Below are 15,225 nucleotides of genomic sequence, written 5' to 3'. Positions count from 1 at the left end.
AAACGCAATGCGTCAAGGATTTACTTTACTAGAGCTTATCATCACGTTGTTAATTCTCAGCATTGTGCTGGGTTGGGGTGTGCCTGCGACGATTGAAATGGCTCGCACCATGCGTTTGCAGGGGGCTGCCCAAGACACCTATGCATTATTGCAATATGCGCGCTCTGATGCTTTAAGTAGCGGCGAGAACCGGTTTGTGGTGTGGGACGACGAGGATGGCGCTTGGTGCGCAGCGGTTGCAGACAATGATGATTGTGACTGTTTAACCGAGGATTGTTCCATTGATGGTGTGTTACGCCAAATCAATGGGGCTGATTATTCTGGGGTAACGATGGCATCCGCGTCTTTTTCCGGCGGCGATCACACGCGGTTTGACGCACTTCGCGGATTGGCTGAAGGCAATGCGGGTACCGTTAGCTATCAGTTGCGCGACAGTAGCAATGCAGTCGAGAAGGAAATTCGCGTGGTTGTTAGCACGCTTGGACGTTTGCGTTATTGCCAAGTAGGCAGTGTGGGGAGTTATCCGGCATGTTAAAGCAGCGCGGTTTATCACTTGTTGAATTAATGATCACCATTACGCTCGGCTTGATTTTAATGGCGGCGCTGACATCTGTGTTTTCGGCAACCCTTGGGACCAATTCGCGAAGCCTCCAGTTAAGTCAGCTCCAAGAGGAATCAACGGCAGTTATGGATTTGCTTTTGGGTGATTTGCGGCGAGCGGGATACCGCGGTAACGCGCATTTATTGGTGGTCGACCCAGATAACGCGGTGACGGCTTTCAACAATACGATTACGGTTTCACAGCATCCTAGCGAAGTCGGTTCGAGTTGCTTACTGTTTGAATATGACGCTGATAATGATGCGATTCATGACGGTGCTGTTGAGCAATTCGGTTATCGGTTGCGTAATGGCCAAGTTCAGCGTCGTCAGGGTGGCGCGACCTGTGACCAAGATGGTTGGGAAGGCTTAACCAGCCCCGATTTAATTCAAGTGGATGTGCTTGAGTTTATTCTTACCGAGCGCATGCTTGATGAAGTCAATGAACAAGTTGTCGAGGTATTGATGGTGGTGTCGCTACCAAGTGACGCCCAAGTATCACGAGAGTTAGCAACAGAGGTGGTGCTTCGCAATGCGTTTTAAACAATCGGGCTTTGCCACAATCACAATTACGGTTTTATTACTCTCCATTATTATTTTGGTGACGCTTTATACCGCGCGCTTTAAAGTTCAAGAGCAGCGTATTACGCGCAATCACGCCAGCATGCAAGAAGCGACCTTGGTGGCCGATGCGGCGATTGAGCAAATTGTGATGGAAGTGAACGCGGAGAAATCAAACCTTAACCGCACCATTGACGGTGTTATTGGCGGTGCTCAATACAATGCAACGCTTTCGAGTACGCGGTTTGACGATACTATTCGCGGCGATGTGGATATTGTTGACGTGGTATTAACCGCCACATCGGCCGATGCGCGTGCGACACGAACCTTGCGCCAGCAAGTTGCGGTGCTTCCGATGATACGCTCGGCCCCAGATACACCGGTTGCGATTAAAGGCAGTATGAACGTTTCGGGTAACTTTGAGGTGGTAGCTAACCCTAACGGTGGTGGTGATGGTGTACCGTTATCAATTTGGACTGAAGGTGACGTTGATATTAACGGTAGCGGAACCACGTGTGGTCAGCAGGAATACAGTGAAGGTATGTGCTCGTCGCAACCGTTCAGTGAACGTGGCGACCACGGCGTCGATATCTTAGATAACGACCCTAATTTCCCTGATGATCTCTTAGAGTATTTGTTTGGCGTGCCCGAGCCGAAATGGGAAGAATTACGTGATTCTGCCAATCAGATTGTGAATGGCTGTGATTCAATTGGGCCTGCATCAACCGGCTTAATTTGGGTGATCGGTAATTGCTCGCCTTCGGTTGATATTGGTTCCCCTGAAAATCCTGTAGCGTTGGTAATTCAAGATGGCGACTTGTCGATTAACGGTAATACGGTAGTCAATGGCTTGGTTTTCGCATTTAGAACGCCAGGTAACCTTGCTGATTATGAGTTAAAACTGAATGGTGGAGCGACCATTAACGGTGCTGTTATGGCTAACTTTGATCCAACTTTATCAAATGGAACACTGTTAGTTCGTTACCACGAAGAAATTCTCACTAATTTAGTCAGTAATGATGCTTTCAAACGAGTTTTGCGAGTAGGAGGAAGCTGGCGTGATTTCTAATTTTGCGAGTTCGGCGCAGAAGCGCGGATTTACCTTTGTTGAGGTGCTGGTTGCACTGGTAATTATTGCAATCGGTGTCACGGGTCTTGTTAGCTTGCAACGCACGTTCATGCAAAGTTCAGTAAGAGCTGCAGAACATGCTGCTGCTTTGAAGATAGCGCAACAGCGTCTTGAAGAATTACGTTTTGAGATTTATGCGGATATTGATTCGGGCACGGACAGTGTCGTTCTCGATGACAAGACGTATGCGGTTAGTTGGACGGTTGCGCCGCAATACTTTAATGGCTTATGGCGAACCACGGGTGATCCTGATTTGCCGAACCCATTACCGCCAACGCCGGACGCAAAGTCGGTTAATATTGAGGTGGCCTGGCAAATGCGGGGCGGGGAAGACCAGCTCTTAACTTTAGAAGGCTGGGTTGGCCGCATTGCGATGCGTGATGGTGGTCTGGCTGTAACCGCACCACCGCCGCGTAATGAGCCGAGTGTCACTTATAACCCAGGGGCTGCACCCGAGGTAATCGCGGTTAAATTGACTGAAGACGAGACGGCGACGCAGTACCAAGTGAAAGAAACCACGCGCCCAACACCGACAGTGATGCAGCGCGGCGACAAGTTAACCGTGCGATTTGATACCGTAACGTATGATGAAGCCACACAAACCCAACGCGTTGAAGACTTTATCACGATTAATTGTTCGTGCATGTTTACTGGGTTTGAAGATAACGCGAATACGCCGCATCGGCTAATGCTGAAAGATGGTCGCTTGGTTTTAGATCCAAATGGTGGTCAAAAAACCAAGAAAATGACCGGTGTTGTGAACCCTGCTGTTTCTAACCAACCTGAGCTATGTACGCAATGTTGTCGTGACCACCATGATAACTCGACCATGGTTGCAGAGCAGGTTGTGTTTAAACATGACACAAACCGTAAGACGAACGGCAACCATCGCCATTTTTATCGTGACGCCAGTGGCAACTTGGTTGAAGCAAACCAAGGCTCTAATAACGTTTACGAAGAATCATGTCGTATGCGTCGCATTGACGGCTGGTATGCCATGTATCCTGACTGGCAGTTCCACGCCGTAACCGCGACTTCGGCAAGTTTTTTGATTAACGAAACTGGCGCACAAACCTATACGCAGTATGTTCGAGATGTGGTGAAAGCGCTGGTGATGGGCAATGATCTTCCGGCGTCTCCAAGTGGTCGTGATATTTCTGTGACACCGGGCTCATACCAGCTCATCGGTCGCGGTATTTATTTGGATGATATGACTGATGCGCATTTGCAGGAAGTTAGACAATCGATTTTGAATAATGAACCTGACTGGATTGCTAAAGTACCATTTTATGAGGTCAACCTGACATTGTTGGGGGGCTGGGATACCACCAACACAGCGGTTGCTGATGTGACGAATGAGCCTATTCAGACGATCGTTGATCCTGAACAGAATTATTACGGTACCTACAGTCGCGGACGTATAAGTGCGCTCGATGGTGGTGTTGCAACAGTCACCATGAATGCGGCACTTGGTAATGCAAGTGTACTCGGAAGTAAACCAATTCATCCGCTGGAAGATGGCGAACTTAACAGCAGCGTCAATGTCACTGTTACCGCATCGGATGGTACAACACCGTTATACTCGGTTACCGGTGAAATTTACTGTCTTCAGTACAATGGCGATGCCTGTAAAAACACGCACTATCGTGACGTTAGCGTCTCGGGTGTCGATGTTACCTGTACTTTCTCGAAACAAGGGAATGCAGATACTGGTGCGTATGCGTGTAATGGCATACCGGCGGGTACCTCAACCGTAATTAACTTCAGTAAATCTGGATTTACCTTCACACCATCGAGTGTGACGATTTCAAACTTAAGTTCGAACGAAGTTCATAACGTACGAATGGACGAAAATTGATAGGTAAGGCTTATATGGCCTTGTAAACCTGTGGTACTATCGGGTCACTTTTTTTGACCCGATAGGTTGCCTCAACTCCAATGTCTGTTGTTATCGAAGCCAAACAACTCACGTCGGTACGTGCGGGACGCACGTTATTCTCCACACTCTCGCTGCAACTCGGCGCCGGTGAAATTCTCCATGTTGAGGGGCCAAACGGTGCGGGTAAGTCGACCTTACTTCGAATCATCGCTGGATTATTACAGCCACTTGAAGGTGAAGTGTGGTTATTTGGTGAACCACAACATCGAGATCCTGAGCTCTGGCAACGTCAAACCCTATTCATTGGGCATAAGCCGGCCGTAAAAGCTGAGCTCACCGCCTTAGAAAATCTTCATTTCCAGACACAACTTGATGGCGCCACTGATGTTGATGCGTGGCAGTTACTCGAGACAGTGGGCTTATTAGGGCTAGAAGACATTTCTGCACAGCAACTTTCGGCTGGCCAGCAACGACGCATTGCCTTAGCACGTCTTTGGTACAGCCAAGCCAAACTATGGATTCTTGATGAGCCTTTCACCGCGTTAGATACGTACGGGATTGAGTTACTCCATCAGCGCTTTCAACAGCATCTCGAAAATGGTGGTTCGCTTATTTTAACATCACATCAACCGCTGACGTGGTCGGGTGAACGATTACAGAAAATTCGAATCGAACATAACGACGAGGAGCTCACCGATGAATAAGGCGAGCTCCTGGCAGTTGATGACAACTGTGATGCGGCGCGATTTAGCCGTAGCGTTGCGCCGACGCAGCGATATTATCAACCCGCTGTTGTTTGTCGTGATTGTAGTGACCTTGTTTCCGTTAGCCGTAGGGCCCGGTCCTGATATTTTAGGGCGTATTGCTACTGGGGTGATCTGGGTGGCAGCGTTGTTGTCATCGTTAATCGGTTCTGAGCGCTTATTTCGCGATGATTTTTTGGATGGCAATTTAGAGCAACTGGTTCTATCGCCAGCGCCGCTGCCGTTGTTGGCGTTGGGCAAGGTTGTTGTGCACTGGTTGCTCAGTGGCTTGCCGTTGGTGATCCTCGCTCCGGTTTGTGCGTTATTACTTAAACTGCCGTTTGAAGCTTGGGGCACGTTGATGCTCACTCTCTTAGTAGGTACCCCAATGTTGAGTGCGATGACAGCCGTTGGTGCCGCATTGACAGTGAGTTTAGGGCGCGGTGGCGCCTTATTAAGCTTGTTATTGCTGCCATTGTTTATCCCTTTGTTGATATTTGCAGCGGCAGCCGTTGAGAGTACGCTGGTGGGTACATCTGCTTATGGGCAAGTGTTACTATTAGCCGGACTGATGTTATTGACGTTAATGTTGGCGCCTCTGGCCGTCGCAGCAGCAATTCGAGTGAGCGTGAATTAATATGTGGAAATGGTTACATCCGTACGCAAAAGGCGAAGCAACCTATCGATTATTAGGCTTATGGCAGCCGTGGTTAAGCGGTTTAGCCTTGGTTTTTGTAACCGTCGGGTTGGTGTGGGGATTGTTTTATGCACCACCTGATTATCAACAAGGCGATAGCTACCGCATCATTTTCATTCATGTTCCAAGCGCCATGTTCTCGATGGGGGCATATACCGGAATGGCGATTGCGGCGTTGATTGCTCTGGTGTGGCAAATTCGCACGGCTGAATGGGCGATTGCCGCGATTGCGCCGGTAGGTGCGGTGCTCACTTTTGTCGCATTGTTTACTGGGGCTGTTTGGGGCAAACCGATGTGGGGCACTTGGTGGGAATGGGATGCGCGCTTAACGTCACAACTTATTTTATTGTTTTTGTATATCGGTGTGCTGGCGCTTTACTATGCCTTCAATGACGCACGAACTGGCGCTAAAGCAGCTGCAATATTGGCTTTAGTTGGCGTAATTAATGTGCCGATTATTCACTTTTCGGTGTATTGGTGGAATTCATTGCATCAGGGAGCCACGATTACGAAATTCGAAAAACCGTCCATGCCACCTGAAATGCTTATCCCGTTACTGATTAGCATCGCCGGCTTTTTGTTCTTAACCGCTGCGCTGATAACACAACGGTTGCGTAATGAGATATTAAAGCAAGAGCTGCACCGTCCGTGGGCAATGGAAAAACTGGGTGTGGAGGCCAACCATGGCGTTTGATAGTTGGCAAGAAGTGATTTGGATGGGTGGCTATGGGTTTTATGTATGGCTCGCCTTCGGGGTTTCAATATTAGCTATCGCAATATTAGTGGTGCACGGGTTGCTAACGCGCAAAAAATTAGCGCAAATGGCTGTAAAAAAACAGCAACAACAGCAACGTATCGCGCGTCGTAAACAGCAAGAGCGTCATAGGAGTATGGTGACCAATGATTCCACGTCGTAAAAAACGCCTCGCTTGGGTTTTATCTTTGGTGGTTGGCGTAGCCGCAGCCATTAGTTTGATTTTGTATGCGTTAACGCAAAACATTGACCTGTTTTATACCCCGTCAGAAATGATTGAAGGGAAGGGTGTTACTAAGGTTCGCCCAGAAGTAGGGCAGCGTATTCGAGTTGGCGGCATGGTTGTTGAAGGTTCGGTGAAGCGCAACCCGAAAACACTTGAAGTAAGTTTTCAGGTAACCGATACCGGCCCTGAAGTGACCGTACTCTACACCGGTATTTTGCCGGACTTGTTCCGTGAGGGGCAGGGTATTGTCGCGCAGGGCGTTTTGATTGAACCAACCGTGCTAAAAGCAACCGAAGTATTAGCGAAGCACGACGAAGAGTATATGCCTCCGGAATTGGCAGAAGCCATGAAGGGCATTAAACACGTCAATCCGAACCAGCCGGATTACACCGGTTCAAAAGCAGAAGATTCTGACCAACAAGACAGCTCTGGAAATAACCAATGATTGCTGAATTTGGACAATTAACGCTGGCGTTAGCGCTTGCGTTCTCCGTTTTACTCGCGATTTATCCATTATGGGGCGCTTGGCGCGGTCATAGCGGCGCGATGTTGCTGGCTCGGCCTCTTGCCTATGGTCAGTTCTTATTCACGGCGTTAGCTTACGCTGCGCTCACCTATGGCTTTATTGTTAACGACTTCAGCATTTCCTATGTGGCACACAATTCAAATACGGCGTTGCCGTTAGTGTATCGCATCACTGCTGTGTGGGGTTCACATGAAGGCTCGTTCTTGTTGTGGATGCTGATGCAGGCTGGCTGGATTGCGGCTGTCGCTATGTTTTCGCGGCGAATGCCATTAACCATGATGGCGCGGGTGTTGGCGGTGCTCGGGCTCATTAGCATCGGCTTTTACTTGTTCATGCTGAGTGTATCGAATCCGTTCGATCGGGCGTTACCACTGATTCCAGTGGATGGGCGTGACTTAAACCCGCTGTTGCAAGACCCAGGCATGATCTTCCACCCGCCACTGTTATACATGGGCTATGTCGGCTTCTCGGTTGCCTTTGCTTTCGCAATTGCAGCACTCGTTAGTGGCAAGCTTGATGCTTCATGGGCGCGTTGGTCACGGCCGTGGGCGACGGCAGCATGGTGCTTCTTAACCTTAGGTATTGCGCTGGGCAGTTGGTGGGCTTACTACGAATTAGGCTGGGGCGGCTGGTGGTTCTGGGATCCGGTTGAGAACGCCAGTTTTATGCCGTGGCTGGTTGGTACTGCATTGATTCACTCTTTAGCTGTTACGGAAAAACGGGGCGCGTTTAAATCGTGGACCGTGCTTTTAGCAATCTCCGCCTTCAGTTTGAGCTTGCTTGGTACCTTCTTGGTGCGTTCTGGTGTGATTGTCTCGGTGCATGCGTTTGCAACAGATCCTGCTCGTGGTCTATTTATTCTCGGCTTGCTAGCCGTTGTTATTGGTGGCTCGCTATTATTGTTTGCCTTGCGCGCTGGCGCCGTTAACAGCCAAACCAAATATGAAGCGGTGTCGCGTGAAGTGATGTTGCTTGGTAATAATATTTTATTAATGGCGGCAACCTTAGTTGTGCTCCTTGGCACGTTGTTGCCATTGGTTCACAAAGAACTTGGTCTGGGCTCAATATCGATTGGCGAGCCGTTCTTTAATCAAATGTTTACTTGGCTGATTGTGCCGTTTGTGTTGTTGATGGGCTTAGGGCCGCTATTGCGTTGGCGTCGCCAAGAACTGAAGCCGTTAGCGACTGATTTGTTCCTTGCACTTGCTCTTGCTGTATTGCTTGGTTTCGCTCTGCCGTACGTGTTTGCCGATCAAGTTCTGGCAATGACGGTGTTAGGTTTGGTGATGGCGTTGTGGATTGTGATGACGCTGGTTACTGAGTTGAAGCAGCGTATACAGCAACGTGGTGAAGGGCTGGCTAGTCTAACTAAATTAGGGCGTAGCCACTGGGGTATGGTGCTTGGCCACCTCGGTTTTGCCGTGACACTGGTTGGTATTGCGGCGGTAAGCCAATACGAAGTTGAACGTGATGTCCGCTTGGCACCAGGTGAATCGGTACAAGTAGAACATTATCGTATTCAATTTGATTTACTTAGCGAGCAGCAGGGACCAAATTACACGACAGACCATGCTGAATTTAGTGTGTATAAAGATGATCGTAAAATTTCAGAGTTAGTCTCTGAAAAACGGTTCTATACCGTACAGCGCATGAGCATGACCGAAGTCGGTTTAGACTCTGGCTTTTTACGTGACGTGTACGTCGCATTGGGCGAGCCATTACAAGATGACGAAAATCCGAATGCGTGGGCAGTACGCATCTACATTAAACCATTTGTGCGCTGGATTTGGCTTGGCGCCGTGATCATGGCTTTAGGTGGTGCATTAGCGATGAGTGACAAGCGTTATCGGTCACAGCGAAAACAGCGAGGTAACTATGGCACAGCGTAGTAAATTACGTTGGGTAATTTTGGCCCTGCCGTTGTTGGCATTTATATGGTTAACCCTATTTTTGTTGCGCGGCTTGTTTTCTGATCCAACCGAACTTAGCTCGGCACTCGTTGGAAAACCGGTGCCGCAGTTTACGGTGCCTGATATCTACGATACGAGCAAAATGCATACTGAAGCCGTGCTGCAAGGTCGTCCGATGTTATTGAACGTATGGGCAACTTGGTGCCCAACGTGTCGCGCCGAGCATGAATATTTGAATAAGCTCGCAGCGGAAGGAGTTTATATTGTTGGTTTGAACTACAAAGATGACTCGCGTGCGAAAGCCGTCAACTGGCTCAACACCTTAGGTGATCCGTATCAACTCAATTTGTTTGACGAACGTGGCATGGTTGCCCTTGATTTCGGTGTATATGGCGCACCCGAAACGTTTTTGATTAACTCGGCCGGTGAAGTTGTCTATCGTCATGTGGGCGATGTAAACGACCGTGTTTGGAATACGATATTAGGACCACAATACGACGAATTAATGCAGTCTTATCAAGGCGCGGGAGCGAAGCAATGATGAGAAACTTAATCACCATGCTCGTAGTCGCGTTTAGCGTGACCCTTAGTTCGTTAAGTGTCGCTTATGCGGTTAACCTTGAAACCTATAAATTCGATGACCCGCAGAAAGAAGCCTTATTCCGCGAGCTTATCGATGAGCTGCGCTGTCCGAAATGCCAAAATCAAACGATAGGCGATTCTGATGCGCCCTTAGCCAAAGATTTGCGTGACCGAACTTATATGATGGTGCAGCAAGGCGCATCGAAGCAGGAAGTGGTTGATTACATGGTTGCGCGCTATGGCGACTTTGCCTACTACCGACCGCCGGTTAAGGTGAGTACCGTTGTGTTATGGCTGGGTCCAGTTATTGTGATTTTAGTTGGCGCAGGTGTCATTTTGATGCGCGTACGAGCCCGCAATAACGCAGAAGTTGAGTTAAGTGAGCAAGAACAAGCGCAATTAGCCGCGCTGCGTGCTTCAAAACAGGATAAATCATCATGATTGTACACATTGCGTTGATTTTAGCCGTGGCATTGGCCGGTGGTTTATTTCTATTGCTAACCGGACGCCGCCAACGTGATCAGCAACGCACACGCTTAGACGTCAACCGCGAGTTATATGAGCAACGCAAACTTGAACTTGTGCAAGAGCGCGAAGACGGTTTGCTCACTCAAAACGCATTTGAGCGTGCTAACAATGAATTAGATAAACGTTTTGTTACTGAAAATACTGAGTTAGAGCAGTTGCATGATGAGCAAGTTGGTCGCAATATTTGGCTACCAGCGGTATTGGTGGTGGTGTTAACTGTCGTACTTTATAGCTTATTTGGTAGCTGGACGCTGCAACGTCAAGCCGATGAAGCCATACAAGCGCTCCCTGAATTAGGTAAAAAGGTACTCACCAACGACAGTGCGCAAACGACTCGCGAAGAACTTGAGACCTTTGCGCTGGGTTTACGTCAGCGCTTAGCGGGTGAACCGAATGATGCTGTCGCTTGGTTGGTTTATGCGCGCTCAATGACTGCTCTGGGTCAATTGGAGCAAGCCATTGAAGCTTATAAGAAGTCATTGAGCATGGAACCGAACCGTATCGGCACACTGCTAAGTTATGCACAGTTATTACTGCAAACGGGTGACGACGAGATGATGCCGGAAGCGGCGACGATGCTACGCCGCGTACTCGAGCAAGAGCCAAACAACCAAGAAGGTCTTTCGTTATTGGGCTTTGTGGCTTTTCAGCGTGGTGATTGGGAGCAAGCCATCACAGCATGGGAGTTGTTATTACAACAAATTCCTGAGTCTGATGAACGCTATCAGCCGGTTGCAACAGCTGTTGCTGATGCACGGGAACGCCTCGAGGCAACGGAATTGGAACTGACTGTTACGGTCGATATTAGTGAAGAACGAATGGCTGACGTGCCCGAAGGTGCAACATTGTTTGTTTACGTACGCGCAGCTGATGGCCCGGGCATGCCAGCAGCGGTTGTTCGTCAGCCAGTTTCCGAGTTCCCGGTTACCGTCACCTTATCGGATGCTAACGCGATGCTACCGGACTATCGCTTGAGTCAATTGAACCAATGGCAGGTGATGGCTCGTATATCAGCTGATGAACAAATTGATGCGGCTGAGGGTGATTTGGATGCGGTGCCACTGATCATCGACCCAGCCACCACCACCGTGCGGTTAGTGATCAAGTAAACGCAAGTACGATATTAGCCGTTAGATATTAGATATTAGCTCGGCTGTTTTAGTTGTTTTCTAATATCTAATATCTAACGGCTAATAACGGTTTTGGTTTTAAGGGAGTTTTTATGAACAGACTTTTAGCAATTGCTGCAGTTGCCTTATTGGCAAGCGGTTGCGCGAGCGCCCCACAGGACGATACTTGGGCTGACGAACGAGACCCGTTCGAGCAAGTAAACCGTGAAGTGTGGGACTTCAACGAAGAGCTTGATGATGCTGTGATCCGCCCCGCTGCAAAAGCATACAGCCACGTGCCAAAGCCGATGCGAAAAGGTTTGTCGAACGCGGTAGAGAATCTCGATGAAGTATCGTCGTTGGTCAATAATGCGCTACAGGGCAAAGTGGTGGATGCTGGTGTGAGTTTCTGGCGTTTCACGATTAACAGCACCGTTGGTGTGCTTGGTATTTTTGATGTCGCTACTGAGATGGGTATCGAGCGTCGCGAAGAGGGTTTTGGCGAAGTATTGGCATCCTACGGTGTTGCTGATGGTCCCTACTTGATGCTACCTGGTCTTGGGCCAACCGTTGTGGTTGATCGTGGTGGTGATGTTGTTGATGGCATGTATTTCCCACTAGATAACTTGAGTGGACCGACAAGTGTGGCGCGTTGGATGATTAAAGGTCTCGAAGCGCGTATTCAACTGATGGACTTAGAGCCAATGTTGGAAGAATCTTTGGATCCGTATTCGTTCGTGAAAGAATCGTATTTTCAGCGCTGGCAAGACAAAGTTTACGATGGAAATCCGCCAGCACAGTCGGAAGAAGAGGAACTGGACGACGATTTTTACGACCAGTTTTAAGCCTCGAAGCCTTGCACCATGCAAGGCTTCTGCGTTATAAAAGCCCGTCACTGTTATAACTTGAATAACTATAATTACATTTACTGAGGAATATTATATGAGCCAGGCGCCTGCGAAGTCTGAACTTTGGGGTCACCCGAAGGGCCTGTATGTGCTTTTTACTGCCGAAATGTGGGAGCGTTTCTCTTACTACGGCATGCGCGCATTGTTAGTACTTACTTTGGTTGCAGCAACTGAAGCGGCAAACCCAGGATTCGGCATGAGCGATGCGGATGCATTATCGCTTTATGGTATGTATACCGGTCTTGTTTATTTTACGCCACTGATTGGTGGTTGGTTAGCTGATAACTATTTAGGACAGCGCCGCTCGATTCTACTCGGCGGTATTTTGATGGCTGCAGCGCAGTTCACCTTGTTTGCGGCGACCCCGCACAGCATTGAACTGTTCTACATCGGTTTAGGTATTTTGATAGCTGGTAACGGCCTATTTAAACCAAACATTTCGACCATTGTTGGTGATTTGTATCAACAAGGTGATGCACGTCGTGATAGTGCGTTCTCAATTTTCTACATGGGTATTAACTTAGGTGCGTTTATTGCGCCACTGGTTACCTCGACGTTGGGTGAGAGCCCTGATTATGGTTGGCGCTGGGGTTACTTTGCCGCTGGTATTGGTATGACGCTAGCCGTGATTACTCAAGGTTTATTCTTCCAGCGTTTCTTAGGCGATATTGGTAAAATTCCTGGTGCAAAACGTGACCGTGATGCGGCCGGTGGTGTGAAGAAGCCACTATCAAAAGTTGAGCATGATCGCCTTCGCGTTATTTTGTTCCTATTTGTGTTCGTCACGGTGTTCTGGTTAGCGTTTGAGCAAGCCGGTGGTTTGATGAATATTTACGCTGATCGTTACACTGACCGTAGTTTTGGTGATTCGATTATTCCAGCTGGATATTTTCAATCGCTGAACCCGCTATTTATTCTGCTATTCGCACCTATTTTCTCCGTATTGTGGGTGTGGTTACACAAGAAAGATAAAAGCCCAGATGCGCCGATTAAGATTTTCGCAGGCTTGGTACTCACCTCAATTGGTTTCGTATTCTTGATTTTGGGCTTATTTGAGATTCAAGTAACCGGTCAAGCGAATATGATGTGGTTGATACTCGCGTATCTATTCCACACCTTGGGTGAACTTTGTATTTCGCCAGTTGGTTTGTCACTGATGACAAAACTCGCTCCGTTGCGTTTAGCATCATTAGTCATGGGTGTGTGGTTCTTGATGCCAGCAATTGCCAGCTACCTTGCGGGCATGGTTGGTGCATTCAGTGAAAACGCAGGCGAGTATGACTTCTCGATTCAAGTAGCAACGTCAATTGGCCTTGACCCAGGTTATGCAGGCTTATTAATGGTATTTGGTGGCGTTGCGGTAGGTTTACTATTTTTCGCTGTGGTTCTTTGGTTTATCTCTGGCATGCTTGTTAATTGGATGCATGGGGCAGAGCGTGTGGAGCCAAGAACGACGGCCGAAGGACTTGATCAAGAGCTGGAAGCTGTCGCCGAACACGAAGGCCTAGGCACAAAAGCTGAAAAGCAATAAAACATTAAACAATAGGATTTGTTGAACATGGTAAAAAAAGTTGTGATTCCGGTGGCAGGTCTGGGGACGCGGATGCTGCCAGCAACCAAAGCAATTCCAAAGGAAATGCTGCCGTTGGTTGACCGGCCGTTGATTCAGTATATTGTCGAAGAGTGCGCTGCAGCTGGGCTAACCGATATTATTTTGGTGACTCACTCAAGCAAAAACGCTATCGAAAACCACTTCGACGCCAACTATGAATTAGAGGATATGCTGGAAAAACGGGCTAAAGATCAACTTTTAGCTGAAGTGCGGGCAATCTGCCCGCCTCAGGTTACCGTGATGGCCGTGCGCCAAGACGTTGCAAAAGGTCTTGGCCATGCCGTGCTTTGTGCGCGTCCATTGATTGAAGACCAGCCATTTGCAGTGGTACTGCCAGACGTATTGGTCGACTCAGCAAGCTGTGATTTAAGTCGAGATAACTTGGCCGAAATGGTCGCTAACTTTAACGCCTCTGGCGCAGCACAGGTTATGGTCGAAAAAGTGCCGGCTGAGTTAGTTAATCAATATGGCGTTGCTGACATCAACGGCGTGGAGCTAGCGCCGGGCGAGCAGGCTTCAATTAAACGTTTAGTGGAAAAGCCGCCAGTTGATGAAGCACCATCGGATTTAGCTGTGGTTGGTCGCTACGTATTCCCAGCCGCCTTGTGGGCGCTACTGGAGAAGACACCGCCGGGCGCTGGCAATGAAATTCAGTTGACTGATGCAATGGCAATGCTACTCGAGCAACAGCCGGTTAATGCCTATTACATGAAAGGCAAGAGCCATGATTGCGGCAACAAGCTAGGTTACACGCAAGCCTTCGTTGAACACGCCATGCGTCACCCAGCCCTCGGCACCGACTTCAAAGCCTGGCTCGCCAAGCAAAGCTAATACCTTGACGTTTACAGCCCATCGCGTTGATGCTTAGAAGCCTTGACGTGATGGAGCTTATCCCACCTACATCTGAATATGTCAGCAATAAGCCAAAAAGCTAAGTGGATATGAATTAATTAAAGTCCGCCGGTTTGGTGAGTGCCTATACTTCCTCTTTTCTGTACTCTGGAAGCAAACCAATGAAATCTCCACAAGAACTGCAAGACGAAGTTGTCCGTAAGCTAGCGAAATTTATACGTACCGAACGTGAGTATAGAATGAGTCAGATAGCCTTTTCTGAGAGGTTGTATTGTGGTCGCGCAACCATTTCAAGAATGGAAGGTGGTCATAGTGTACGCAGTGAATATTTAATAGCGGCACTCGTCGAACTCGGTTTAGCCCCGAAATTCATTGAAATCCTTGATGCAGCGCTGGCTGAGCCGCCATCTAAACGCGAAAAGGATGAACGTCAACGAAGATTCGATGCCATTATGGCTCCCTATCTCTAAAGAACCGCAACATCAGTCAATTTGCACAGCCCAAGGCCCATAACTCAAAAATATCGTTATCGGAATAATAATCCAAGGTATCAATTAATGAACTAACAAGCAGAGAAGAGTGGGTATATGCCAATAAAAAATAAGTGTTCAG

Annotated in this window: 17 protein-coding genes; all 17 read left to right on the top strand. The window is 48.4% G+C overall.

The window, feature by feature from the left end:
- Positions 1-7 precede the first annotated feature (7 nt).
- The 17 genes from LG272_RS10730 to LG272_RS10650 all read left to right on the top strand — a co-directional run bounded on the left by LG272_RS10730 (position 8) and on the right by LG272_RS10650 (position 15,083).
- Positions 8-535 carry a GspH/FimT family protein gene (locus LG272_RS10730; protein WP_404408467.1) on the top strand — a complete coding sequence of 176 codons (528 nt, stop codon included), beginning with the start codon at positions 8-10 and terminating at the stop codon, positions 533-535.
- Positions 529-1,140 carry a prepilin-type N-terminal cleavage/methylation domain-containing protein gene (locus tag LG272_RS10725; RefSeq protein ID WP_126759290.1) on the top strand — a complete coding sequence of 204 codons (612 nt, stop codon included), beginning with the start codon at positions 529-531 and terminating at the stop codon, positions 1,138-1,140. Before LG272_RS10730 ends, LG272_RS10725 begins: the two co-directional genes overlap by 7 nt.
- The gene (locus LG272_RS10720; protein ID WP_126759289.1) at positions 1,130-2,227 is read left to right on the top strand and encodes a pilus assembly PilX N-terminal domain-containing protein; all 1,098 of its coding nucleotides are present in this window, start codon (positions 1,130-1,132) and stop codon (positions 2,225-2,227) included. The genes LG272_RS10725 and LG272_RS10720 overlap by 11 nt, the downstream gene beginning before the upstream one ends.
- Positions 2,217-4,145, top strand: coding sequence for a prepilin-type N-terminal cleavage/methylation domain-containing protein (locus tag LG272_RS10715; protein WP_404408465.1), 1,929 nt, complete (start codon positions 2,217-2,219; stop codon positions 4,143-4,145). Before LG272_RS10720 ends, LG272_RS10715 begins: the two co-directional genes overlap by 11 nt.
- 80 nt (positions 4,146-4,225) lie before the next feature.
- Positions 4,226-4,870 (top strand): cytochrome c biogenesis heme-transporting ATPase CcmA, encoded by a 645-nt coding sequence (gene ccmA, locus LG272_RS10710; RefSeq protein WP_404408463.1) that lies wholly within the window; start codon positions 4,226-4,228, stop codon positions 4,868-4,870.
- On the top strand, positions 4,863-5,546 hold the full coding sequence (ccmB, locus tag LG272_RS10705) for a heme exporter protein CcmB (RefSeq protein ID WP_404408461.1): 684 nt from the start codon (positions 4,863-4,865) through the stop codon (positions 5,544-5,546). The genes ccmA and ccmB overlap by 8 nt, the downstream gene beginning before the upstream one ends.
- A gap of 1 nt (position 5,547) precedes the next feature.
- Positions 5,548-6,300 carry a heme ABC transporter permease gene (locus LG272_RS10700; RefSeq protein WP_404408459.1) on the top strand — a complete coding sequence of 251 codons (753 nt, stop codon included), beginning with the start codon at positions 5,548-5,550 and terminating at the stop codon, positions 6,298-6,300.
- A complete protein-coding gene (gene ccmD / locus LG272_RS10695; RefSeq protein WP_126759284.1) occupies positions 6,290-6,523 on the top strand; it encodes a heme exporter protein CcmD in 234 nt (77 codons plus the stop codon). The genes LG272_RS10700 and ccmD overlap by 11 nt, the downstream gene beginning before the upstream one ends.
- Positions 6,507-7,031 carry a cytochrome c maturation protein CcmE gene (gene ccmE, locus LG272_RS10690; RefSeq protein WP_126759283.1) on the top strand — a complete coding sequence of 175 codons (525 nt, stop codon included), beginning with the start codon at positions 6,507-6,509 and terminating at the stop codon, positions 7,029-7,031. The genes ccmD and ccmE overlap by 17 nt, the downstream gene beginning before the upstream one ends.
- Positions 7,028-9,001: a heme lyase CcmF/NrfE family subunit gene (locus LG272_RS10685; RefSeq protein ID WP_126759282.1), complete on the top strand. Its 1,974-nt coding sequence runs from the start codon at positions 7,028-7,030 to the stop codon at positions 8,999-9,001. Before ccmE ends, LG272_RS10685 begins: the two co-directional genes overlap by 4 nt.
- Positions 8,988-9,563 (top strand): DsbE family thiol:disulfide interchange protein, encoded by a 576-nt coding sequence (locus LG272_RS10680; RefSeq protein ID WP_404408456.1) that lies wholly within the window; start codon positions 8,988-8,990, stop codon positions 9,561-9,563. The genes LG272_RS10685 and LG272_RS10680 overlap by 14 nt, the downstream gene beginning before the upstream one ends.
- The gene (locus LG272_RS10675; RefSeq protein ID WP_241967954.1) at positions 9,560-10,045 is read left to right on the top strand and encodes a cytochrome c-type biogenesis protein; all 486 of its coding nucleotides are present in this window, start codon (positions 9,560-9,562) and stop codon (positions 10,043-10,045) included. The genes LG272_RS10680 and LG272_RS10675 overlap by 4 nt, the downstream gene beginning before the upstream one ends.
- Entirely contained in the window at positions 10,042-11,241 is a 1,200-nt protein-coding gene (gene ccmI, locus LG272_RS10670; RefSeq protein ID WP_404408453.1) for a c-type cytochrome biogenesis protein CcmI, read from the top strand. Before LG272_RS10675 ends, ccmI begins: the two co-directional genes overlap by 4 nt.
- A gap of 113 nt (positions 11,242-11,354) precedes the next feature.
- Positions 11,355-12,086 carry a VacJ family lipoprotein gene (locus LG272_RS10665; RefSeq protein ID WP_404408451.1) on the top strand — a complete coding sequence of 244 codons (732 nt, stop codon included), beginning with the start codon at positions 11,355-11,357 and terminating at the stop codon, positions 12,084-12,086.
- Between the two features lie 97 nt (positions 12,087-12,183).
- Positions 12,184-13,680: a peptide MFS transporter gene (locus LG272_RS10660; RefSeq protein ID WP_404408449.1), complete on the top strand. Its 1,497-nt coding sequence runs from the start codon at positions 12,184-12,186 to the stop codon at positions 13,678-13,680.
- A 27-nt stretch (positions 13,681-13,707) separates the two neighbouring features.
- The gene (galU, locus tag LG272_RS10655; protein ID WP_404408447.1) at positions 13,708-14,592 is read left to right on the top strand and encodes a UTP--glucose-1-phosphate uridylyltransferase GalU; all 885 of its coding nucleotides are present in this window, start codon (positions 13,708-13,710) and stop codon (positions 14,590-14,592) included.
- 182 nt (positions 14,593-14,774) lie between these two features.
- On the top strand, positions 14,775-15,083 hold the full coding sequence (locus tag LG272_RS10650; RefSeq protein WP_404408445.1) for a hypothetical protein: 309 nt from the start codon (positions 14,775-14,777) through the stop codon (positions 15,081-15,083).
- Positions 15,084-15,225: the final 142 nt, after the last annotated feature.

The sequence above is a fragment of the Pseudidiomarina marina genome (assembly GCF_044807045.1).
GTDB classification, from domain to species: domain Bacteria; phylum Pseudomonadota; class Gammaproteobacteria; order Enterobacterales; family Alteromonadaceae; genus Pseudidiomarina; species Pseudidiomarina marina.
Note: the sequence above shows the minus strand (reverse complement) of the source record. Positions and strands in the feature narration are given on the sequence as shown.

Bases quoted from the DNA above. Each gene is read 5' to 3' on its own strand.
- LG272_RS10665 (WP_404408451.1), top strand. From the start codon at position 11,355: ATGAACAGACTTTTAGCAATTGCTGCAGTTGCCTTATTGGCAAGCGGT.
- galU (WP_404408447.1), top strand. From the start codon at position 13,708: ATGGTAAAAAAAGTTGTGATTCCGGTGGCAGGTCTGGGGACGCGGATG.
- LG272_RS10660 (WP_404408449.1), top strand. From the start codon at position 12,184: ATGAGCCAGGCGCCTGCGAAGTCTGAACTTTGGGGTCACCCGAAGGGC.
- ccmB (WP_404408461.1), top strand. From the start codon at position 4,863: ATGAATAAGGCGAGCTCCTGGCAGTTGATGACAACTGTGATGCGGCGC.
- LG272_RS10725 (WP_126759290.1), top strand. From the start codon at position 529: ATGTTAAAGCAGCGCGGTTTATCACTTGTTGAATTAATGATCACCATT.
- ccmI (WP_404408453.1), top strand. From the start codon at position 10,042: ATGATTGTACACATTGCGTTGATTTTAGCCGTGGCATTGGCCGGTGGT.
- ccmE (WP_126759283.1), top strand. From the start codon at position 6,507: ATGATTCCACGTCGTAAAAAACGCCTCGCTTGGGTTTTATCTTTGGTG.
- LG272_RS10730 (WP_404408467.1), top strand. From the start codon at position 8: ATGCGTCAAGGATTTACTTTACTAGAGCTTATCATCACGTTGTTAATT.
- LG272_RS10685 (WP_126759282.1), top strand. From the start codon at position 7,028: ATGATTGCTGAATTTGGACAATTAACGCTGGCGTTAGCGCTTGCGTTC.
- ccmA (WP_404408463.1), top strand. From the start codon at position 4,226: ATGTCTGTTGTTATCGAAGCCAAACAACTCACGTCGGTACGTGCGGGA.
- LG272_RS10675 (WP_241967954.1), top strand. From the start codon at position 9,560: ATGATGAGAAACTTAATCACCATGCTCGTAGTCGCGTTTAGCGTGACC.
- LG272_RS10650 (WP_404408445.1), top strand. From the start codon at position 14,775: ATGAAATCTCCACAAGAACTGCAAGACGAAGTTGTCCGTAAGCTAGCG.
- LG272_RS10700 (WP_404408459.1), top strand. From the start codon at position 5,548: ATGTGGAAATGGTTACATCCGTACGCAAAAGGCGAAGCAACCTATCGA.
- LG272_RS10720 (WP_126759289.1), top strand. From the start codon at position 1,130: ATGCGTTTTAAACAATCGGGCTTTGCCACAATCACAATTACGGTTTTA.
- LG272_RS10680 (WP_404408456.1), top strand. From the start codon at position 8,988: ATGGCACAGCGTAGTAAATTACGTTGGGTAATTTTGGCCCTGCCGTTG.
- ccmD (WP_126759284.1), top strand. From the start codon at position 6,290: ATGGCGTTTGATAGTTGGCAAGAAGTGATTTGGATGGGTGGCTATGGG.